This window comes from Flavobacterium terrae (assembly GCF_900142035.1).
In the GTDB taxonomy this organism is placed as follows: domain Bacteria; phylum Bacteroidota; class Bacteroidia; order Flavobacteriales; family Flavobacteriaceae; genus Flavobacterium; species Flavobacterium terrae.
On sequence record NZ_FQZI01000002.1, the window covers coordinates 611,411 to 633,017 of the forward strand.

Annotated in this window: 18 protein-coding genes, 1 tRNA gene and 1 pseudogene; 14 read left to right on the plus strand and 6 right to left on the minus strand. The window is 31.6% G+C overall.

Features of this window, described 5'->3' with window-relative positions; all coding sequences use genetic code 11:
* Nucleotides 1-15: 15 nt before the first annotated feature.
* From BUC09_RS07090 to era, 3 genes are all read right to left on the minus strand, one after another.
* On the minus strand, nucleotides 16-2,796 hold the full coding sequence (locus tag BUC09_RS07090) for an outer membrane beta-barrel protein (RefSeq protein WP_073310044.1): 2,781 nt from the start codon (nucleotides 2,794-2,796) through the stop codon (nucleotides 16-18).
* A gap of 105 nt (nucleotides 2,797-2,901) precedes the next feature.
* The gene (gene der / locus BUC09_RS07095) at nucleotides 2,902-4,212 is read right to left on the minus strand and encodes a ribosome biogenesis GTPase Der (RefSeq protein ID WP_073310045.1); all 1,311 of its coding nucleotides are present in this window, start codon (nucleotides 4,210-4,212) and stop codon (nucleotides 2,902-2,904) included.
* Between the two features lie 54 nt (nucleotides 4,213-4,266).
* Complete coding sequence (era, locus tag BUC09_RS07100; protein ID WP_073310046.1) at nucleotides 4,267-5,151, minus strand: GTPase Era; 885 nt, start codon at nucleotides 5,149-5,151, stop codon at nucleotides 4,267-4,269.
* 46 nt (nucleotides 5,152-5,197) lie between these two features.
* Here era and BUC09_RS14780 point away from each other — a divergent pair, with 46 nt between their 5' ends.
* The 9 genes and pseudogenes from BUC09_RS14780 to BUC09_RS15010 all read left to right on the plus strand — a co-directional run bounded on the left by BUC09_RS14780 (nucleotide 5,198) and on the right by BUC09_RS15010 (nucleotide 14,576).
* Entirely contained in the window at nucleotides 5,198-5,350 is a 153-nt protein-coding gene (locus tag BUC09_RS14780; protein ID WP_159432943.1) for a hypothetical protein, read from the plus strand.
* A gap of 125 nt (nucleotides 5,351-5,475) precedes the next feature.
* Nucleotides 5,476-5,799, plus strand: coding sequence for a hypothetical protein (locus BUC09_RS07105; protein WP_073310047.1), 324 nt, complete (start codon nucleotides 5,476-5,478; stop codon nucleotides 5,797-5,799).
* A 71-nt stretch (nucleotides 5,800-5,870) separates the two neighbouring features.
* Entirely contained in the window at nucleotides 5,871-8,039 is a 2,169-nt protein-coding gene (locus BUC09_RS07110) for a TonB-dependent receptor (protein ID WP_073310049.1), read from the plus strand.
* A 4-nt stretch (nucleotides 8,040-8,043) separates the two neighbouring features.
* Nucleotides 8,044-8,844, plus strand: a complete 801-nt coding sequence (locus BUC09_RS07115) for a cation efflux transmembrane domain-containing protein (RefSeq protein ID WP_073310403.1) — start codon at nucleotides 8,044-8,046, stop codon at nucleotides 8,842-8,844.
* Nucleotides 8,834-9,172 (plus strand): annotated as a pseudogene (locus BUC09_RS14900) (MerC domain-containing protein); the annotation flags it as partial. The gene BUC09_RS07115 and the pseudogene BUC09_RS14900, both read left to right, overlap by 11 nt.
* A gap of 51 nt (nucleotides 9,173-9,223) precedes the next feature.
* Nucleotides 9,224-9,442, plus strand: a complete 219-nt coding sequence (locus BUC09_RS14905; protein ID WP_234972533.1) for a GDCCVxC domain-containing (seleno)protein — start codon at nucleotides 9,224-9,226, stop codon at nucleotides 9,440-9,442.
* A 353-nt stretch (nucleotides 9,443-9,795) separates the two neighbouring features.
* Nucleotides 9,796-11,700, plus strand: a complete 1,905-nt coding sequence (locus BUC09_RS07125) for a hypothetical protein (RefSeq protein ID WP_143161879.1) — start codon at nucleotides 9,796-9,798, stop codon at nucleotides 11,698-11,700.
* Between the two features lie 154 nt (nucleotides 11,701-11,854).
* On the plus strand, nucleotides 11,855-12,463 hold the full coding sequence (locus BUC09_RS07130) for a recombinase family protein (RefSeq protein ID WP_073310054.1): 609 nt from the start codon (nucleotides 11,855-11,857) through the stop codon (nucleotides 12,461-12,463).
* A 460-nt stretch (nucleotides 12,464-12,923) separates the two neighbouring features.
* Complete coding sequence (locus tag BUC09_RS15010) at nucleotides 12,924-14,576, plus strand: recombinase family protein (protein ID WP_084127148.1); 1,653 nt, start codon at nucleotides 12,924-12,926, stop codon at nucleotides 14,574-14,576.
* Here BUC09_RS15010 and BUC09_RS07140 read toward each other — a convergent pair.
* Nucleotides 14,536-14,608 (minus strand) — tRNA-Met (locus BUC09_RS07140). The two genes, BUC09_RS15010 and BUC09_RS07140, sit on opposite strands and share 41 nt — an antisense overlap.
* Before the next feature lie 123 nt (nucleotides 14,609-14,731).
* On the opposite strand from BUC09_RS07140, the gene BUC09_RS07145 reads away from it, so the two are divergent.
* From BUC09_RS07145 to BUC09_RS07165, 5 genes are all read left to right on the plus strand, one after another.
* The gene (locus BUC09_RS07145; RefSeq protein ID WP_073310056.1) at nucleotides 14,732-15,160 is read left to right on the plus strand and encodes a MarR family winged helix-turn-helix transcriptional regulator; all 429 of its coding nucleotides are present in this window, start codon (nucleotides 14,732-14,734) and stop codon (nucleotides 15,158-15,160) included.
* 134 nt (nucleotides 15,161-15,294) lie between these two features.
* Nucleotides 15,295-16,908, plus strand: coding sequence for a S8 family peptidase (locus BUC09_RS07150; protein WP_073310058.1), 1,614 nt, complete (start codon nucleotides 15,295-15,297; stop codon nucleotides 16,906-16,908).
* Between the two features lie 123 nt (nucleotides 16,909-17,031).
* On the plus strand, nucleotides 17,032-17,478 hold the full coding sequence (locus BUC09_RS07155) for a KTSC domain-containing protein (protein WP_073310060.1): 447 nt from the start codon (nucleotides 17,032-17,034) through the stop codon (nucleotides 17,476-17,478).
* Between the two features lie 100 nt (nucleotides 17,479-17,578).
* Nucleotides 17,579-18,061, plus strand: coding sequence for a DUF1761 domain-containing protein (locus BUC09_RS07160; RefSeq protein WP_073310062.1), 483 nt, complete (start codon nucleotides 17,579-17,581; stop codon nucleotides 18,059-18,061).
* Between the two features lie 61 nt (nucleotides 18,062-18,122).
* Nucleotides 18,123-19,268: a GNAT family N-acetyltransferase gene (locus BUC09_RS07165; RefSeq protein ID WP_073310063.1), complete on the plus strand. Its 1,146-nt coding sequence runs from the start codon at nucleotides 18,123-18,125 to the stop codon at nucleotides 19,266-19,268.
* On the opposite strand, the gene BUC09_RS07170 is transcribed toward BUC09_RS07165, so the two are convergent.
* Both BUC09_RS07170 and BUC09_RS07175 read right to left on the minus strand, forming a co-directional pair.
* Nucleotides 19,269-19,652: a DUF4345 domain-containing protein gene (locus tag BUC09_RS07170; RefSeq protein ID WP_073310066.1), complete on the minus strand. Its 384-nt coding sequence runs from the start codon at nucleotides 19,650-19,652 to the stop codon at nucleotides 19,269-19,271.
* Between the two features lie 15 nt (nucleotides 19,653-19,667).
* Nucleotides 19,668-21,578 carry an ABC-F family ATP-binding cassette domain-containing protein gene (locus BUC09_RS07175; RefSeq protein WP_073310068.1) on the minus strand — a complete coding sequence of 637 codons (1,911 nt, stop codon included), beginning with the start codon at nucleotides 21,576-21,578 and terminating at the stop codon, nucleotides 19,668-19,670.
* Nucleotides 21,579-21,607: the final 29 nt, after the last annotated feature.

The window sequence follows — 21,607 nt, forward strand, 5'->3', positions numbered from 1 at the left end:
GCTTTTATAGTTTTATTAAAACATCCCTCTACCGCGAGATGGCTTTTCTTTGGCGGCAAATTTAACTAGCTTATAAGTCAAGGAGAACATAACGTAACGCTTTAAAACAGTATTTTGTTGATCTATAATTTCCGTTGCTGTTACATTTCTAACATTACTTTGATTTTGATTTAAAAGGTCATACACTTTAACTTTCGCTAAAAATAGATCTTTATAAAACGAATACGATAAACTGGTATTCCACAAATAAAAATCATTTTTAAAATTTGCTGCCGAACCAGAATTATAATTGTATCCAAAATCATTCCCAAACACCCATTTTTTTGGCCAATAAGTGGTTACTTGCAAATTGAGTTTATGGCTTAAATTATCAGTTTTCTCAATCGTGTAATTATTATAATTTACAAATTGCTTTTTAAAGTTGTAAGATGGTGAAATAGTTATTTTATCTGTCCATTCGTATGTAAATCTAACATTGGGTAATATCGAATATGTAGAAGCAGAAAACATTTGCCCATCTATAAAACCTTTATCATAATCTAAGCTATTATTAAGACGGAGTTCATAGCGATAATTAATTTTATCCTTTTTTATTGATTTGTTCCAAAATGTTCCAAAAGTAAAATTATTCGTTCCACTAATATTAACATAGGTTGTCGTTCTCTTTCTATTTTGGTCAAAAGTTGTAACAGGGATTACTTCTGATTCATTATAGTTAAGAAAAGAATAAACGCCATAACCTGAACGCGTGCTGTAATCATAATTTCTGTAAGAAAAATGAACACTATGCTGCTTATTTATATCCAAATTAGCATTTCCGATTACAGTATTTAAGGGATTAGATAAGTTTTGAATGGGTAATAACTGAGTGGAGCTAGGCACACGGTAATCTAAATTATAATATAATCCTATATTTTTTGATTTGGAAAATTTATAAGTCCCATAAAAATTTGCCATTGGTAATACAAAATCTTTATCTAAACGAGTAATTACCCCAATATAATCAGAACTATTTGTATTATATATAGATTTTGTTCCTAGTGTTAGATATAAATTATATTTTGACTTCTCTAGACTAACAGCTGCAAAAGGATACAATTCATTTGACTTAGATTTATAAGCCATAGTTAACAAATCATTTTGAATTGAATATTGATTGGTTGAAGCATCAAAATCGAAAGTTTCATTTTTATTTTCATCAGCATTGTGACTTAATTTTGCACCTATTTTCACAATTAATGAATCAGTTATTGGCTCACTATATTCTAATGAAAGTGAATAGTTTTCACTTTTCGTTTTCTCATTGCCTTTTTGGTTACGAATATCTGAAGCGTTTGAATTTTGATAAAAATTAGTTACTGAATTTACCTGTGATTGGTTATTATTTTCATTGTTCTCATTTTCAACTTCCAAAGTCACGTTTCTTCTTTTTCTTTTAAATGTTTTAGTCAAAGTAGCGGTATTCTGAAATGACTTATTATTAGATTCTGTATAGTTTCTTGAACTAAAATCATTTAGTAATACATCAGTCTCATAAGAAGAGCTTTGTGAGTTATTATAATTTTTCCTATCATTTTGACTCAATTTGGGCTGAAGAACAAGAGACAAAGTTGAATCAATTTTTACATCGGCAGTCAAATTAAAATTATTGTATTGTGAATCTGTACTGGTATTAGACTCAGAAATGGTATTAAAAGCTCCCGTTGGTAATAAAGCAAATCTATTTGTTTTATTGGTATTGGTGTTATTCGTTCCAGAATGGAAAAAACTACTCGAAAAATCGATATTTTTGAAATATTCATCGGAATAATTAATCCCAACTAAATCAGACTTTGTAATACCCGTGTTAGAACCAAAACTTTGTCCGTTATACCAATAACTTCCATTTTCTCCTGCATATAAACGATTACCTCCTCTACCACCACCCATATTATCAAAAACCTCATCCATAGAAAAACCTACCGAATTAATATTATTGGCTGAAGCCAAAACACTGAACTTGGTTTTATTTTTAAAATAATTTATAATTCCGCTTGACTCATAACGTTTGCTACTTCCATAACCAGCCATAGCTTTACCAAAAAAACCTTTGTTCTTCTTCTCATCGATAGTTAAATTAATACTCGCATTGTTAGACGACGCATTTGCACCAGTTTTTTCCTCTTTCTTAGTCTTGGTATCTGTAACCTGAACTTTATTTATGATATTTGAAGGTAAATTTTGCAATGCTACTTTTCCGTCTTTATCAAAAAAAGGTTTTCCGTTGACTAAAATTTGGTTTACTTCTTTTCCATTTACTGATATTTTCCCATCAGCATCAATCTCAACTCCTGGCAATTGTTTTAATAATGATTCTACATTAGAATCAGGTCTAACTTTAAAAGATTCTGCATTAAACTCTAAAGTATCCTTTTTAATACGAATTGGTGGTGCTTCAGATTTGATTACAATTTCACCAAGTAATTTTGCTTGCTCTTTTAAAATTATAGTCCCAAAATCTCTGTTCTCACTAATTTCATTCAAATTAATTTTATGATCCTCAAAGCCTACCATAGATACTTTAAGATAAACAGGATTACTAAGTTTCTTCAAATCAAATGAAAAAACACCGCTTTTGTTAGTAATCGTATAATCGACTAAAGAAGAATCCTTTGCCATAGAAACATAAACTGTTACTGACTCTAAAGGCAATTTAGATTTCTCATCAAGAATTTTACCTTTGAATTTAATCGAGTTTTGAGCTACAATTTGTAATGAAAATAAAGCAAGCGCTAGTAGTAATGATTTTTGGAACATTGAAAATTATTTAAAAAAAATGCGGTTTTAATGATTGTTCATTAAAACCGCGAATTAAAGACTTTCTTATCGAAGAAATTTATGCTTTTTATTTTTTTTAACAGATTATTTCTGTCTAAAGTAGATATCCATTGGAACTCCAGAAAAATCCCAATGCTCTCTTATTTTGTTTTCAATAAATCTTTTGTAAGGATCTTTCACATACTGTGGCAAATTGGCAAAAAATACAAATTGTGGCACAGGAGTAGGTAATTGCATACAATACTTAATTTTGATGTATTTACCTTTTAACGCTGGTGGTGGCATATGCTCAATAATATTAAGCATGTGCTCATTGAATTTTGAAGTTGAAATTCGTTGACTACGATTTTCATATACTTTTACAGCTGTTTCTAATGCTTTTAATAATCTTTGTTTGGTTAAGGCTGAAACAAAAAGAATTGGCACATCTGTAAAAGGTTCTATTTCTTTACGGATTTTAGCTTCATAGTCACGAGTAGACATAGTATCTTTCTCAACTAAATCCCATTTGTTAACTAATATTACTATTCCTTTTCTATTTTTTTCTGCTAACCAAAAAATACTTTGGTCTTGTCCTTCAAATCCTCTTGTCGCATCAATCATTAAGATACAAACATCACTATGTTCAATCGCTCGAACAGAGCGCATTACAGAGTAAAACTCTAAATCTTCTTTTACTTTAGCTTTTCGTCGAATTCCAGCAGTATCAACTAAATTGAACTCAAAACCAAAACGATTGTATCTTGTATCGATAGCATCACGAGTTGTACCAGCAATATCTGTAACCACAAAACGATCTTCACCAATCAAAGCATTAATGAAAGATGATTTTCCAGCATTAGGTCTTCCTACGACACAAAAACGAGGTAACGGATTTTCTTCTTCTACAGCATCTGGCATCTCAGGTAAAACTTCAACAAGTTTATCTAGTAACTCACCAGTACCACTTCCACTCATTCCCGCAATTGTGAAGTACTCTCCTAAACCTAAATTGTAAAACTCTAATGCGTCTTGTTCTCTTTTCCCGTTATCTACTTTATTTACAGCAAGAAGTATAGGTTTAGTCACTTTTCTTAGCAATTTAGCAACTTCCTCATCCATAGGAGTAATCCCTTCTTCAACATCAACCACAAAGATGATTGCATCTGCTTCGTCAATAGCTAATTCCACCTGCTTTCTAATTTCTCCTTCAAAAATATCGTCAGAACCTTTAATATATCCACCAGTATCAATTACCGAAAATTCTTTTCCGTTCCATTCGCTTTTTCCGTAGTTACGGTCACGAGTCACTCCTGAAACAGAATCCACAATAGCTTCTCTTCTCTGAATCAAACGGTTAAAAAATGTAGATTTCCCAACATTAGGTCTTCCTACAATGGCTACGATATTATTCATCTTTTATTTTTTTAAAAAGTGTGCAAAGGTACAATTTTATTTTTAGAAGCTGGTTTACTTCTGATTATAACCAAATCTTCTTAGTTGATAAGCGTTACTTCTCCAGTCTTTATTAACCTTAACAAACATTTCGATATGAATTTGTTTACCAAAGAATTTCTCTAAATCTTGACGAGCTTCCATTCCAACACGCTTAATTGCCGCTCCTTTGTGACCAATTATAATCCCTTTTTGAGTATCACGTTCCACCATAATAACAGCTCGGATTCTGATGATATCATCATCTTCAATAAATTCTTCCGTTTCAATTTCAACTGCATAAGGAATTTCTTTATCGTAATGCAACAATATTTTCTCACGGATAGTTTCATTTACAAAGAAACGTTCTGGTTTATCTGTTAAAGCATCTTTTGGATAATACGCCGGTGATTCAGGCAATAATTCTAAAATTCTATCAAAAACAACCTGCACATTAAAATTTTCAAGAGCAGATATTGGAAAAATCTCAGCATTTGGCACCTTTTCTTTCCACATTGCCACTTGCTCTTCTAATTGCTCTTGATTTGATTTGTCAATTTTATTCAATAATAATAAAACAGGAATTTTAGAATGTATGATTTTATTAAAGAATGCCTCATCTTTTAATTCCTTTTCACCTATTTCAACCATGTAAATCAAAACATCAGCATCTTCAAAAGCTGACTTTACAAAATCCATCATAGAACTTTGTAACTCATAAGCTGGCTTGATGATACCTGGTGTATCCGAAAATAAAACTTGAAAATCATCTCCGTTTACAATACCTAAAATACGGTGACGTGTAGTTTGTGCTTTTGAAGTAATTATCGAAAGACGTTCACCTACAAATGCATTCATCAATGTAGATTTACCAACATTTGGATTACCAATAATATTTACATAGCCGGCTTTGTGTGACATAGTGCTGAAATTTTGACAAAGGTACATAAAAAAAGCCACTCAATGAGTGGCTTACTTAGTAGCGGGAATTCTTGAAAAATCTAACCATTTCTTGGAAGATTATTATAAAATCATTGATTATTCAAACAATCATTTTACAATAAATAAATTCAGTACTAATAGTCAAACTTTCAAAAATGAAAAAAACACTACTTATTAATTTGGTGCAAAGCTAGTTAATTAATTTCGGAAGAACAAATATCCTCAGTCAAAAACTGAAGAACGTATATCATGTCGTTAGATTTAAAAAATTTGTGTTTATCCAAAAAACACTAAATTTGCAGTATGAAAATAATGGTTAGCATATTATCATTTATTGTTGTGGTACTTTCAGTAGTGCCATGCTATGCTTATCATGGAGATTCTAAACATCAAATCGAAACTCAACATGAGGAAAACTCTGGTAAATGTGATGATGATTGCGATGGTAATTGTTCTCCGTTTTATTCCTGTGGTACATGTACAGGTTTTATTTCTGAAGTGACAGTGTCATTTAAAATTGATAGAATTCTTATACATGAAGATACTTCAATGCAGCCTTACTCATACAAGAATCCAATTTATTCTGCCTTTTTTTGTAGTATCTGGCAACCGCCAAAAATAGTTTAGTGTTTTTTAGTTATTTACACTAATGGTTAGCCATTAGCATAAAATCATACATAAACATTAAGCAATTAATCATGCAAAAATATTTTTTTATAATCATGGCAATGTTTGTTGTCGTGAGTGTTCAAGCACAAAATAGTTTTAAGGCAATTGTCAAAAACGAAGATACCAAAGAACCAATAACAGGTGTGTCAGCGGTTGTAGATAGCACTAACAGTATTTCTGTGTCAGATGAAAATGGCACAATATTAATTACCAACATTCCACATGGAGAGCATTCAATAACTTTTTCTTCAATTGGTTACAAAAAGAAAACTGAAGTATTCACTTTTCCACTCGTTAACGAAGATGCTTTAGAAATCTTTTTAGAATCTGAAGCAGAAGAAATAGAGGAAATAACTATTACTTCAACCAGAAGTACTAGAACAATAAAGGACATTCCTACAAGGGTTGAATTTATTGCTGGTGAAGAATTGGAAGAAAAAGGCAATATGAAACCTGGAGACATTAGAATGTTACTCAATGAAAGCACTGGTATTCAAACACAACAAACCTCAGCAATATCAGCCAATTCATCTATTCGTATACAGGGACTTGATGGAAGATATACGCAAATCCTAAAAGATGGATTTCCTTTATATTCGGGTGCATCAAGCGGATTGGGTCTTCTGCAAACCCCACCACTCGATTTAAAGCAAGTTGAAATTGTTAAAGGTTCTGCTTCAACATTGTACGGTGGTGGTGCAATTGCTGGATTAGTAAACCTGATTTCAAAAACCCCGTCAGAAGAAAGGGAATTACGTTTCCACATCAACGGAACATCAGCATTAGGGCTTGACATTAACGGATTCTATTCACAAAAATTTGATAAAGTTGGTCTAACACTGTTTGCTTCACACAATAGAAATGCACCGTATGACCCTGCCGACATTAAATTGACAGCCATTCCTAAATTTGAAAGATTTAATATTAATCCGAAGCTATTTGTTTATTTTAACGACAAAACCAAGCTTGATTTTGGACTTAATACGGCATTTGAAAATCGTATAGGCGGAAACATTGATTATATTAAAAACAAAGGCATTACAGGTGCTTATTTTGAAAAAAATGACACTCGTAGGATTAGCACCCAGCTAACTTTTACGCATCAGTTTAATGAAAATGAGCGATTGACTTTCCGTAACAGTTTAAACAATTTTAATCGTGTAATTTCTATTCCAAATTATGAATTTGACGGTGTACAGAACAGTACATTTTCAGAAATTACATATTCACACAACGGGGAAACTTCAGATTGGGTTACTGGTGCAAATCTTTGGTCGGATAACTTTACTGAAAAACAAACCACTACATTTCCTCTACGTGATTACAACCAAATTACTTTCGGTGCATTTGTTCAAAACACATTAAAGGCTAAAGGATGGTTACACATTGAAACTGGTTTAAGAGGAGATTATATTACTGATTATGGTTTTGCACTATTGCCGAAAGCATCGGTATTGTTTAAGGTTTCGGAAAAAATATCGTCACGAATTGGTGGTGGACTTGGTTATAAAACGCCAACGATATTCACAGACGAAAGCGAAAGAATTCAATATCAAAATGTTCTGCCAATTGACAATAATTTTAACAGTCTGGAAAAAAGCTACGGAACTAACTTTGATGTTAATTACAAAACTAATATTACAGATGAAATTTCGTTTAGCATCAATCAAATGTTTTTCTATACCTATATTAATAACCCACTAATACTAACACCACTTTCAAACGGAACATTCCAATTTGTTAATATTGATGGGCATATTGACACGAAAGGTACTGAAACGAATATTAAATTAGGTTATGAGGACTTCAAATTATTTGTTGGATATACTTATACAGATGCTCAGATTGACCAGAACGGTATCAAATCCCAAAACCCACTTACAGCAAAACACCGTTTTAATAATGTTTTGATGTACGAGGTTGAAGATAAATGGAAAGTTGGATTGGAAGCTTATTATTATAGCCCGCAAAAATTAAGTGATGGTTCTACAGGGAAAAATTATTGGATTTGCGGTGTGATGATTGAAAAACTGTGGGAGCATTTTTCAATTTATACCAACATTGAGAATCTTACCGATATAAGACAAACAAGGTTTGGTAGCATCTATACTGGAACAATTGACAATCCTGTTTTCAAGGACATTTATGCTCCGTTAGACGGATTTGTTATCAATGCGGGAATTAAAATTAAACTGTAACGATATGTATAAGAGTGTTTACAAAATAGCGAAGATGGATTGTCCAAGTGAGGAACAATTGATACGGCTTAAACTAAATGGTATCGAACAAATACAACAGCTTAATTTCGATATTCCAAATAGAAAACTGGAAGTGTTTCATTCGGGTGATACGAACTTGATAACAGATAAAATTAACAGTTTAAATCTTGATAGTAGTTTAGAGAAAACCGAAATCACCTCTGAGAGTATTAAACAATCGGACGACACACAACAAAGAAAGCTTCTTTGGCGAGTGTTAGGAATCAATGCTTTTTTCTTTGCGTTAGAAATGGTTACAGGATTTGTTTCCAACTCAATGGGACTTGTTGCAGACAGTTTAGACATGTTAGCTGATAGCATCGTTTACGCTCTTGCTTTGTTTGCTGTTGGTGGTGCAATGGCAAGAAAAAACAACATTGCAAAAATGAGTGGATATTTTCAATTATTGTTAGCAATATTGGGGTTTATTGAAGTACTACGAAGATTTTTAGACCTTACCGAAGTACCAGCATTTCAAACCATGATTATAATTTCATTGCTTGCGCTTGTTGGAAATGCAATATGTTTGTATCTGTTACAGAAATCCAAAAGCAAAGAAGCTCACATGCAGGCGAGCATGATTTTCACCTCGAACGATGTTGTTGTAAATATTGGGGTGATTGTTGCGGGTGTGTTGGTTTATTTCACCAATTCAAAAATTCCTGATTTGGTTATTGGTGTTTTGGTTTTCGCTGTTGTAGGCAAAGGTGCTTTAAGAATTTTAAAATTATCAAATGAAAAATAATTTAACTAACAATATTGACAAACTTGGAACAGTCGGGCTGTTTCTGACAGCTATTTTTTCACCTTGTTGTTTTCCCCTTTTTGCGTTTGGGGCTTCAGCTCTTGGGTTGGGAAGTTTTGAGTTATTTGGGGGTTGGACAATGTGGATTTTCCAAGCAATGGTTTTGGTTTCAATCATTGGGCTTTTTATTTCTTACCGCAAGCACCGATGCACTTATCCTTTATTGGTTGGAATCCCAAGTGCACTTTTAATATTTTACGGTTATTATTTTGCTAACGATGACACCTATTTCATTTATGCAGGAATGTTTGGGTTGTTTATAAGTACGGCTATAAATTACTATCGAAACAAACTTCACGGAAATTGTGATACCTGCACAATTTATAACGGTAAAAAAGTTGAATTGGAATCAACTATTACTTGCCCGAAATGTGGTCATAAAAAAACGGAAATAATGCCTACCAATGCGTGTGAGTTTTTCTATGAATGTGAAAATTGTAAAACGAGATTACGACCATTAGAAGGTGATTGCTGTGTGTATTGTAGTTATGGAACTGTAAAATGTCCACCAATTCAAGCTGGTGAAAATTGTTGTTGATTAGTATAAAACAATAAAACCTCTGACGATCGTCAGGGGTTTTATTGTTTTTATTTCATTTGTAACCACCCACCTTAAGAACGAGATTGAAAGTAGTATAGAAAATATTACACTATTTGTAGGGGTCCATAAAACTAAAACAAATGAAATTAAAGTATTTATGATTTAAATAATCAGAATGATAGTGCGTATAATAGCTTTCAATCTAAATAAATGATGAATTTCATTAAATTTTAAGTTTTAATTATATATTTTGGCAGTTAATTCTTAACACATCATATGTTGAAATATTCATAATGTATTTGATTAATATTTGTTGAGTAAGTTAAACGTTGAATTATATAATGAATGTTATGGAACTAAATTTACCTGAATTTGACAATGAGTTTTTTTGTATTATAAACAGAGATGATTCTACATTATCGGCTTTAATTTCTTCCTGTATTTACAAATCAGGAAAATACCCATCAATCTTCGAATATTCAAATGTTACCATAGAAAAAGGGGAATATAGCAAAGAAAAAATTGATGAACATGTAATTACTAGAACAAGAGCAGAAGAATTCAATATAAAAATTAAAAACACTATAAATAGTATTGGTGGCTGTGAATATTTAATCTTAGCAGGTCTAACTAATAATCAAAAAAGTTATTTAGATTTTCTAGAAGACTATAATGTAATTGAAATTGAATCTATAGAAGATGTCGAAGCATATCTTCACCCAATTGTTGATAAAAATGAGTATGTTTTTTGTAATAATAATGATATACATTACGGTTTATATTTAGCTGCTCAAAGGAATTGCATATTAAAAATTGATGATACTGTTCCTAATGTAACCTTAGAACTAGAGAAAGATAATAAAGGTATAATTGTTGTTGAAAATATAAAATCTGTATCAACTATAATTGCTGTAAATTATGCGCTTTCAGTTAATGCTAGCTTAAAATTAATTGAAAGCCCAGAAATCAGTAATAAAAAAATCAAATATCTTATTGAAAAATGGCAAGAAGGTGATATTAACTCATTTAATGATTTAAGTGCATTGCTCTATGATAAAGTGCAAGATATAAATTTCATCGAGTATCAATATTGTACATTTTTTACAATTGGAGCTCCTTACTCTTTGATTTTAAAAAATGTAATCCCATTTACTTATGTCAACTTATTATTCAAACCAGATTTTTTTGTTTTCAATAATTTATATTTTGAAAATAGAGAAAAAATTTATTCATCAATAGTGTTTTCCCCATTAGAATTTGGTGATGATGAGGAAATTAAACACGTGATAAAAAAATTTAAGGATAATAACTATTTTGTAAAGGAATTGATAGGTAAAGAAGCTTCTGTCTATAACATTTCGATGCATGTAAAAGAGTATCCTTTTGAATTATTGCATATTTGTAGTCATGGCGGGGAAGTTGATGGTTTTTCTTTAATTGAAGAATATACAGATTCAGACGGTAATACTCATGTTGTAGAATATGATGAAGTTGTAAGCTTCGCTCCTCATGAAAACCAAGACAAAGAACTAATACCAGTTACATCAAAAATGATATTCAGAAAATTTGATGGATTAGATTGGAGAAGTGATGAATTAAAATCAAAAAAATACCCACATTATGTTTTTACCGAAATGGTAAATGAATTACACAAAAAAGAAGGAAAAAGTAGAAAAAGAAAAGCAAAAATTGCAGATTCATGTGCGATTAAATGTGCCGATTTTAATTATCAAGGAATGTTTAATGTTTTAGCAGGTTTTCATACATCACCTGTCATTTTCAATAATACATGTTGGTCTTGGTCTTGCATTTCAGATTCTTTTTTGGCAGTTGGAGCTCGTGCTTACATAGGGACATTATGGGAAATTAATAATAATGTAGCCAAAGAAACAGCAGAATCATTTTATGATAATTTATTCAATAATACAATATTAGAAGGACTGCATAAAGCTCTAATTCACACAATAGGGACTGAAAGTGAAAACATATATGTATTATGGGGATTACATTTTTCAACATTAAAATCTGGGCAATCAATACAGAATAGCAAAGAAAATGTTGCTACTAAAATATTAAATTCATTTTATCGCTGGAGAGCAAAATTGAAAACTGCAAATGATAAGTCAACATATAAAAATATTGAACGACTAATAAATTGGAATTATAATCAATTATTTAAATATTTTTTTATCGAAACAATAAGAACAATAAAAATTAAAATGGTAAATAAAATAACTCAAACAAAAATTTTATAAGATTTGATGAGTTAAGTATTTTAATAATGTTCACAACTAGCCCATGCTTGAAATTAGCACACTTTTTTTGTGTAATAACCTGGTTTTTAGGTGTATAATTTTGCCACCCTAAAAATATACACTATATTTGTCATGTAATCAAAATTTAAACGCCATGACAAAAGTAAAATACATTAGAGTTTCCACTACGGAACAAAACACAGGTCGCCAAGAAACAAACTCAAAAGAATTTTCAAAAGTTTATATTGATAAGGTTTCGGGTTCGGTTAAATTCTCGGAACGCAAAGAAGCATCAAAACTTTTAGCCGACATTGAAACAGGTCTTGTTTCTGAAATTCATATAAATTCGATTTGTCGTTTAGGTAGGTCAATAATAGAAATTTTAGTTATGGTCGAGTTTTTCAACCAAAAATCTATAAATCTATTTGTAGAAAATATTGGAATGTTTTCTTTAATTGACGGAAAACCAAATCCGAGTTTTAAAATGATTGTGTCGGTGCTTGGAAATGTAGCTGAGTTGGAACGTACAAATATGTTAGAACGTCAAAAACAAGGAATCGAACTTGCTAAGGCTAAAGGAACATATAAAGGTCGCCTGTATGGAACACGAATGAATGACGATGAAGTTCTGGTTAAATATAAAGCCGTTGTTAAAGAACTCAAAAATGGCGAATCACTCCGAAGAGCCGCTAAAATAGGAAGTTGTTCGCTTGGGACAGCTCAGAAAATACAAAGAATATTACAGGAAAAAGAAGTGGTATAAAACCACTTCTTTTCTTTTTTTGCTGATAGTCAGTATTTTGTAAAAGTAAAAACTTGCAACCTGTTTCTTTAATTAGTATCTTTGTTGATATAGGATTCATTACGGGATGTAATAATCTTTTTGCTTCAACTGAAGTAATTTCTTTCAAGAGGAAAGGCACTCCTCACATATCAAAATCACATAATTAAAAATTACCGAGTCAACCTGGGCTGGATTTTCTATGCCTAAATCTTGAATTTTAATTTTTGTGATGAGAATAATCTCCCGTATTGAAAAAATGAGAAAGTGCGGAAAATCTAATAGTGAAAAAGGAATTAGATGAGGACAAGGTAAGATTAACGAATGAAGAGTTAAGACAATTCAAAGGATTTGAAAATATTTCAGATTCAGAATGCGAAGAAATAATAGACAGTTTAGTTATGCTATCAATAATAATGTACAACTTATAAAACGATAAAAAATGAAATTAGAAGACTTTAAAATATTTCAAAAGGCTAAGAATGTAATAGCCGAAAAAATTAAAATAATTTGGGGCTATACAAGAGTTAGTTCAAAAGAACAGTTTACCAACTTTAGTTTAGAAGACCAAGAAACTGATATCAGAAGATATGCTGAAAATCATGGTTTAGAAATTACCAATATGGTTGGAGGGACATATGAAAGCGCCAGTGGTGATTTCTCCCGTAAAGAATTTGCAAAACTCATAAATCAAATCAAAACTGCAAAGGTTAAGCCTTATGCTGTTGCCATAAGAACTATCAATCGTTTTTCAAGAAGCGGTGGTGGAGCAATTACAATAGTGTATGATTTGGTAGAAAAAATGGGAGTTCACCTTATAGAAACCTCAACAGGACTTTGTACTGACAATGAATATGAAAAACTTGAGATTTATAAAAAATTATTGGAAGCAAGAAAAGAGAACCTTGATAGGCTTAAGTTGACTTTGCCAGGTATGATAAAACTTTTGGAAAATGGAAATTGGCTTGGAAAAGCTCCTAGAGGCTACATTGTAAAAGGGAAAAAAGTAAATGACTTTTCAAGAATGCAAGCAGTTCAGGAAGTAGTTATAACTGAAGAAGGGAAACATATTGCAAAAGCTTGGAAATGGAAATTGGCTGGGGAACGTGATTATGTAATACGTCAGAAATTAGATTTATTAGGTGTTACTATTAGCAAACAAAGGATGAGTGATATGTGGAAAAATCCGTTTTATTGTGGTATTTCTGTAAATAATTTATTGCCAAGTCCTGTAAAAGGAAAATGGAAACCTTTGATAAGTGAAGCGGATTTTTGGAAAATTCAAAACCAAATCAATGAGGGAAAACCAAATGGACCGAAAGAACATTCCAAATCAAAAATTTGTCCCGAAAGACCGCTCACTAGCTTTGTGAGATGCACATGTGGAAGTCCATTAACTAGCTATGTGGTCCAAAAGAAATCATTACACTACTATAAATGTCAACAATGTAAAGACGCCAGTTTTAATGCCTATACAACAAAAAGGTCTAGCAATGATGGGCTTAACAACCTGTTTGAGGATTTATTGCTTAAATACACCCTTGGAGAGAAATTTATTGAGCCATTCAAATGTCAACTAAACAGAATGTTTCAAAGTATGAATAATGAAGGGAATGATGAGTTAAAAGCAACCCAATCGAAGATAGAATCGATAAAAACAAAGCTTCAAACTTTAGAAACCCGTTATATTTCAAATCCTGATTTTGAAACCGAACTATACAACCGATACAAAAAGGAATTTAAAGCCGAATTAGAGAGTGAAATGAAACAAATGGATATTGCTCAACAAAAAATATCTAACCACGCCAAGTACATAGATTCTGTAGTCGAAGTTGCCAAAAACATCAGAAAAACATGGGTTTCAGGAGATATTGAAAATAAGTTGAGAGTTCAAAAATTGGTGTTTCCTGATGGAATAGTCATAAACCCGAAAAAAAGACAATATCTAACCAAAAAAGTGAATCAGATATTTCAGTTAACCTCAACGATATCAAGGGATGACAAAAGTACAGAAAACAAAAAACCCATCGATGATATCGATGGGTCATGCTTAGTAGCGGGAACAGGACTCGAACCTGTGACCTTCGGGTTATGAGCCCGACGAGCTGCCTACTGCTCTATCCCGCGCTGTTTCGAGTGCAAATATACAACCATTATTTACAAATACAAGCTTATTTTAAAAAAATAATAATTTTATTTTTCAACCTCCTTATTTTCAGGTTTTATACCTTTGGATATTAAAAATTTAAAATGGAAAAACTTAATAATATAATCTTTTATAATATCGACAAGGCAATACGAAGCTACAGAATGTATGCCATGAAACAGATTCGTAAAAGCGGTTACAAAATAACAATTGATCAATGGCTTATTATAAAATCAATTTTAGAAAAACCCAAAATCACTCAACAAGAGCTTGCTAAAAATGTATTTAAAGACAATGCGTCAGTAACTAGAATTATTGAACTGATGGTAAAATCAAACTACTTAAGCCGTGCAGTTGATTCTAAAGACAGACGAAAATCAGTTTTAACTGTTACTCAAGAAGGCAAAGACATAATTAAAAAAGTTCAAAGTTTAGTTCTTGACAATAGAAAAGTTGCCCTTGAAGGTGTTTCAAAAGAAGAACTTGACACTATGAATATCGCCTTACAAAAAATAATTACCAACTGTTTATAAGCTCCAATAAAAGTTAATTTTTTGCTAAAATAGATTTAAAGCGTAACAAGACTTAAAAAATGAATACTTACCTTTAAATATTTATTTGATATATCAAGTTTCAGTCAATCAATCAAAAATTAAATCAAAAGGGTATGAAAAATAGAAAGTTAATGCTACTGTTTGTTGGTTTAACCTTATCAACTTCAGTATTTGCTCAAGGACCTAATCTCACTGTAACAAAAAAACAAAAACTAACTGAAAATCAGTTAAAACGTTGGAGTCATTTAGATTTAGAGAAAGACAGTATTCCAGGAATGAGCATAGACCGTGTTTACTCGGAACTACTTAAAGGTAAAAAGGGAGAAAAAGTAATTGTTGGAGTGGTAGATTCTGGTGTCGATATCGATCACGAGGATTTAAAATCGGTTATTTGGACTAATAAAAAAGAAATTCCAAATAACGGCATCGACGATGACAAAAACGGTTACATAGATGATGTTCATGGATGGAACTTCTTAGGAAACATAGAAAACGAGAACCTAGAATTAACTAGAATTCTCAAAAAAGGAGATGATGGCTCACAAACCTACAAGGATGCCAAAGTAGCTTATGACAAAAAAATGGAAGCACTTTTAGCTAACAAACAACAAGTTGACAACATTATAAATGCCAACAAAATAGTAAGCGAGTATCTTAAAAAAGAAGATTTCACAATCGATGAAGTAAAAGCTATCACAACTGAAGATGCGGAATTAAAGAAAAACATTGAAGTTTTTACAAAGATTGGTAAAGCAGGTTCTACTTTAATGACAAACGTCAATAAATTTAAAACTCAAGTTTATAATCAATTAAACTACAATTACAACTTAGAATTTGATGGCCGAAAATTAGTTGGCGACAATCCTGAAGATATTAATGATAAATTTTACGGAAACAATATTGTATATGGCCCAACTAAAGAAAGCGCCTTACACGGCACACATGTTGCAGGAATTATAGCACAGTCACGTAACAACAATATTGGTGGTGATGGTATTGCTGACAATGTTGAAATAATGTCTGTTCGTGCAGTTCCTAATGGTGACGAATACGACAAAGACGTTGCTCTAGCAATTAAATATGCTGTAGATAATGGTGCTAAAGTAATCAATGCAAGTTTTGGAAAAGACTTTTCACCACATAAACAATGGGTATATGACGCCATAAAATATGCCGAAAGCAAAGATGTACTTATTGTACATGCAGCAGGAAATGATTCAAAAGATATTGATGTAGAACCAAATTTCCCTAACGATTCTGACGATAAAAAAACAGAATTTGCTGACAATGTGATCACTGTGGGTGCTTTAAATTTTGAAAACGGTAAAAAAGTAGTAGCAAATTTTTCAAACTATGGAAAATTAAATGTTGACGTTTACGCACCAGGTGTGAAAATTTATGCAACTACACCTAATAGTGAATATCAATACTTACAAGGAACATCAATGGCTTCGCCAAATGTTGCTGGAGTTGCTGCTATGATTCGTTCATATTACCCAAATTTATCTGCTAAAGAGATCAAAGGAATCATCATGAACTCAGGAACTCCTATTACAGAAGATGTTGTTGTGGGAGGAGACCCTAAAGATGTTCGCCCTTTTAATTCATTATCTAAATCAGGAAAAATTGTCAATGGATTTACAGCTATGACTTTGGCAGAAAAAATGAGCAAAGAAAAAATGAAAACAAAAAAATTCCCTAAAAAGAACAAAACAATAAAAAGCTAATAAGTCAATAAAAGTTAAATATTTCTAATTAAACATAAATAAATACGAAATTATCTAATTGATTTCTATACTTTTGCGCCCTTGAAAATAAACCACTTTTGGTTTATACATTTTAGATCATTTATGAAAAGAGTTGTTGAGTACAGAAAATTATTAGAAGTTGACAAAAATGTTACTTTGAAAGAACTAAAAACTATTTATCGAAACAGCATGAAGGAAACTCATCCTGATAAGTTTGTAAACGATGAAGAGGGTAAATTAGCTGCCGAAGAAAAAAGTAAAGCTGTCATTAGCGCATATCACTTTTTAGTTAGCATTGCACCTGAAACATTAGAAAAAAATCTACCAGAGTATCAGGAAACTATAAATGGATCAACGATTTTAGATTTTTACTTAGAAAAACAAACTTTGTTCGTGACTTATTTAAACGGAATGTCTTACGAATATATTGGTGTTCCTAAAAATGTATACATTAAAATGATTAATGCTGAATCACCTAATCGATTTGCAAAACGTCATATTTACGGAAATTACATTTACAGAAAAACTGGAGAAGCCGTTGAGGTTTAATCAATTAAATAGTTAAAATACAAAAAGACCTTCATAAAACGAAGGTCTTTTTTATTTATTTTTTATTATATTTGAATAACAAACCGAAACAAAATAAACTATGGAAATTAATTTTTTAGCACTGCTTTTAGCAGCTTTATCAACGCTTGTTGTTGGATTTATTTGGTACAACCCTAAAGTTTTTGGAGGAATTTGGATGCGCGAAACTGGAATGACAGAAGAAAGCGCAAAAGGAGCAAATATGGTCATGATTTTTGGAATGTCAGTCGTATATGCTTTTTTTATTTCTTTCGTTCTTCAGTTTTTAACCATACACCAGTTTGGAGCAATAGGAATGATAGGCGGAGATATTGAACACGCAAAACCATCATATGCAGCTTTTATGGGTGATTATGGAGATGCTTTTCGTTCATTCAAACACGGAGCACTTCATGGATTCATGTCAGGATTATTTTTAGCATTACCAGTTATAGGAACCAACGCACTATATGAAAGAAGAAGCTGGAAATACACTCTAGTTACTGGAGGATTCTGGATTGTTTGCTTTATGATCATGGGTGGAATTATCTGCGCAATGAAATAAAAATTAACATTTTATTACAATAGTATCGCCCTATATTTAGGGCGATATTTTTTTACAAATTTTGAACACATCTTCATTTAAAATTTATTCTGCAATCAATGAATTGCCTGCATCTTGGGATAAAGTTGCAGAAGAGAATGTTTTTCTGCAAACTCCTTATTTAAAAGTCTTAGAAGAGTCTGCTCCTACAAATATGCAATGCTTTTATATTGGTATTTTTGAAGAAAATAATCTCATTGGTGTAGCGCTGGCGCAATATCTTAACGTACACAAACTTGAATCATTTGGCGAAAGAGACAAATGTATTAAAACCACAGTCCGTAATTTTGTTTTCAAAAACTTTGCCTCACATGTTCTTTTCTTAGGAAATAATATGATTACTGGTCAAAATGGCTATGCTTTTAATAAGCAAATAGATTTCAAACACATTAGTGAATTACTAATTCAATGTTCTGAAGCTATCATTCAATATTTTAAAAACAAAGGAATTAAAATTCACATCGTTTCTTTTAAAGATTTTTACCAACATTGTTCTGAAGAATTGAAAAAATACGATTTTGCCAAAATGTATGATTTCAACATTCAGCCTAACATGATTTTTAATTTAAATCCTGAATGGAAAACTGAATCAGATTATGTTGCTGCATTTTCAAAAAAATATAGAGATCAATACAAAAGATCACATAAAAAATGTGAAGGTGTTTTTGTTAAAGAATTAGACTACAACGAAATTCTAACTCACGAGGAAAGGATTTATGAATTATATCATTATGTAGCTAAAAATGCACCTTTTAATACTTTTTTCTTAGCTAAGAATCATTTTTCAACATTTAAAAAACAACTTGGTGAGCAATTACGTGTTGTTGGATATTTTATCGAAGATAAACTCGTTGGATTTCATACCATTCTACTTAATGGAGAAACATTAGAAACGTATTTTCTTGGTTATGATGAACATATTCAAAAGGAAAAAATGCTGTATTTGAATATGCTATACAACATGACCAAATTTGGAATAGAAAACGGATTTAAAAAAATTATTTTTGGAAGAACAGCTTTAGAAATTAAAAGTTCCATTGGCGCTGAACCAGTATTGATGTCAGGATTTATTTACCACACTAATAAGCTTATTAATCGCTTTATGGACAAAATATTTACTCGACTTGAGCCTAATGTTGAATGGCAACAAAGACATCCGTTTAAGTAATTATTTTTCTTGAAATTTGCTATATGCATATACACCATAACAACCTAAAATCAATTCGCCAAAAACGCCAAGAATTAGCAACAAAGAGGGTATTCCGTCAAAAAGCATACTTACTATTCGACCGAATGCTAATCCGAACATGAAAATAAAATTAGAGACAGTCGCAATTTTCCAGAATTTGGCCTTAGCAATCCCTAGAATCCACAAAATTGCAAAACTGATGTAAATACCCATAATTGCTTTTAGGATATTTTTTTCATCAACTGTATTTATTGAAAGCTTAAAAAAAATCTCTGGAAAAAAACCATACAATAATGACACAGGAAATACAACTAAAGAAGAAATGATTAAGTGAGTATTTTTAATAGCCAAACTTCCTTTCATTACAGTTATAATTAGTTATGACAAGTTATCAATTTCTAACTGTACCGCTTCCCAATCTTCTAATAATTTATCCAACTCTGCTTTTTTCTTTTCATAAGCAGCAAAGAAACTGGCATTCTCAATATGTTTATCATAGTTAGAAGCCAATTCTTTGTCGTCGTTTTGAATGTCTTTTTCTAATTGTTGAATCTGACTTTCTATTTTAGACAATCTATTTTGTAGCGATTTTTGAGCTTTTTGCTCTTCGTATGATAAATTTTTAACTTGCTTAGGAGTTTCTTTAACCACAACATCCTTTTTCTCCACTTCACGGAAATTATCTACATTTCTTTGTTCCAAGAAGAAATTGATATCCCCTAAATATTCTTTGATTTTTTGATCTTTAAATTCATAAACAGTATTCGCCATTCCTTGCAAAAAGTCACGGTCGTGAGAAACTAAAAGTAAAGTACCTTCATATTTCTGCAAAGCAGCTTTTAATACATTTTTAGATTTAATATCCAAGTGATTCGTAGGCTCATCCATCAGCAACACGTTAATGGGCTGTAATAATAATTTACACAAAGCCAAACGATTTCGCTCTCCTCCTGATAACACTTTCACTTTTTTCTCTACATCATCTCCTCTAAAAAGAAAAGAACCTAACATATCTCGAACTTTTGAACGATTCGTATCTGTAGCAGCTTCCAACATTGTGTCTAACAAGGTCTTTTCACCATCTAAATATTCTGCCTGATTTTGAGCAAAATAACCTAACTGCACATTATGTCCTAATTTGATTGAACCATCGTATTTAAACTCATTTACAATTGCTTTGATAAAAGTAGATTTTCCTTGTCCGTTCTGACCAACAAAAGCGATTTTACTACCTCGTTCAACCAAAAGAGAAATATCTTTCAAAATTACTTTATCACCATAAGCTTTGGTTACATGCTCCGCTTCTACCACTACTCTTCCTGGCGTGACAGACACAGGAAACGAAATATTCATAACCGAATTGTCATCTTCATCAACTTCGATTCGCTCAACTTTATCCAATTTTTTGATTAAAGATTGAGCCATTGATGATTTAGTAGCACTATATCTGAACCTATCAATTAATTTTTGTGTTTCTTCGATTTTTTTGGCTTGGTTTTTTTGAGTAGCCAATTGTTTTTCACGGATTTCTTCTCTTAAAACTAAATATTCAGTGTAAGGCTTATTAAAATCATATGCTTTACCCAATGAAATTTCAATAGTTCTGTTGGTTACATTATCTAAAAACATTTTATCATGCGATACGATCACCGCAACCCCAGGGAATGATTTTAAGAAACTTTCTAACCAAATAATACTTTCGATATCCAAGTGGTTTGTAGGCTCATCCAGAAGCAAAATATCATTGGATTGTAATAATAATTTAGCTAATTCGATACGCATACGCCATCCACCAGAAAAAGTATCAGTTTGATTGTTGAATTCTTCACGTTTAAAACCTAGACCAAGAAGAATCTTTTCAGTATCACCTACGTAATTGTATCCTCCTAATATTTCATAATGATGTTGTACATCACTCAATTGTTCAATCAGTTCAGAATAAGATTCACTTTCGTAATCTGTTCTTGTTGCCAATTGATGATTGATTTCATCAATTTTTAATTCTGCTCTTTTAATTTCCTCAAATGCTTGATATGCCTCATCAAGAACTGTTCTTCCTTTAACAAAATCAATATCTTGACGAAGAAATCCAATTCTCACATCCTTTTCTGTTGCAATAGTACCACTATCAGGTTTAAAATCTCCTGCTAACATTTTTAGCATGGTAGACTTACCGGCACCATTTTTTCCTACAAGCCCTACTCGATCGCCAGCGCCTAAACGAAATGTTACTTCTTCAAAAAGGAAAGTTCCACCAAAGGAAACCGATAAATTATGGATATTTAGCATAAAAATTGTGACTAAGGTTACAAAGGTAG

What these genes read in the sequence shown, in the direction of transcription:
- BUC09_RS07090 (WP_073310044.1), bottom strand. Translation starts at nt 2,796, where the DNA reads ATGTTCCAAAAATCATTACTACTAGCGCTTGCTTTATTTTCATTACAA.
- der (WP_073310045.1), bottom strand. Translation starts at nt 4,212, where the DNA reads ATGAATAATATCGTAGCCATTGTAGGAAGACCTAATGTTGGGAAATCT.
- era (WP_073310046.1), bottom strand. Translation starts at nt 5,151, where the DNA reads ATGTCACACAAAGCCGGCTATGTAAATATTATTGGTAATCCAAATGTT.
- BUC09_RS07105 (WP_073310047.1), top strand. Translation starts at nt 5,476, where the DNA reads ATGAAAATAATGGTTAGCATATTATCATTTATTGTTGTGGTACTTTCA.
- BUC09_RS07110 (WP_073310049.1), top strand. Translation starts at nt 5,871, where the DNA reads ATGCAAAAATATTTTTTTATAATCATGGCAATGTTTGTTGTCGTGAGT.
- BUC09_RS07115 (WP_073310403.1), top strand. Translation starts at nt 8,044, where the DNA reads ATGTATAAGAGTGTTTACAAAATAGCGAAGATGGATTGTCCAAGTGAG.
- BUC09_RS07125 (WP_143161879.1), top strand. Translation starts at nt 9,796, where the DNA reads ATGGAACTAAATTTACCTGAATTTGACAATGAGTTTTTTTGTATTATA.
- BUC09_RS07130 (WP_073310054.1), top strand. Translation starts at nt 11,855, where the DNA reads ATGACAAAAGTAAAATACATTAGAGTTTCCACTACGGAACAAAACACA.
- BUC09_RS15010 (WP_084127148.1), top strand. Translation starts at nt 12,924, where the DNA reads ATGAAATTAGAAGACTTTAAAATATTTCAAAAGGCTAAGAATGTAATA.
- BUC09_RS07145 (WP_073310056.1), top strand. Translation starts at nt 14,732, where the DNA reads ATGGAAAAACTTAATAATATAATCTTTTATAATATCGACAAGGCAATA.
- BUC09_RS07150 (WP_073310058.1), top strand. Translation starts at nt 15,295, where the DNA reads ATGAAAAATAGAAAGTTAATGCTACTGTTTGTTGGTTTAACCTTATCA.
- BUC09_RS07155 (WP_073310060.1), top strand. Translation starts at nt 17,032, where the DNA reads ATGAAAAGAGTTGTTGAGTACAGAAAATTATTAGAAGTTGACAAAAAT.
- BUC09_RS07160 (WP_073310062.1), top strand. Translation starts at nt 17,579, where the DNA reads ATGGAAATTAATTTTTTAGCACTGCTTTTAGCAGCTTTATCAACGCTT.
- BUC09_RS07170 (WP_073310066.1), bottom strand. Translation starts at nt 19,652, where the DNA reads ATGAAAGGAAGTTTGGCTATTAAAAATACTCACTTAATCATTTCTTCT.
- BUC09_RS07175 (WP_073310068.1), bottom strand. Translation starts at nt 21,578, where the DNA reads ATGCTAAATATCCATAATTTATCGGTTTCCTTTGGTGGAACTTTCCTT.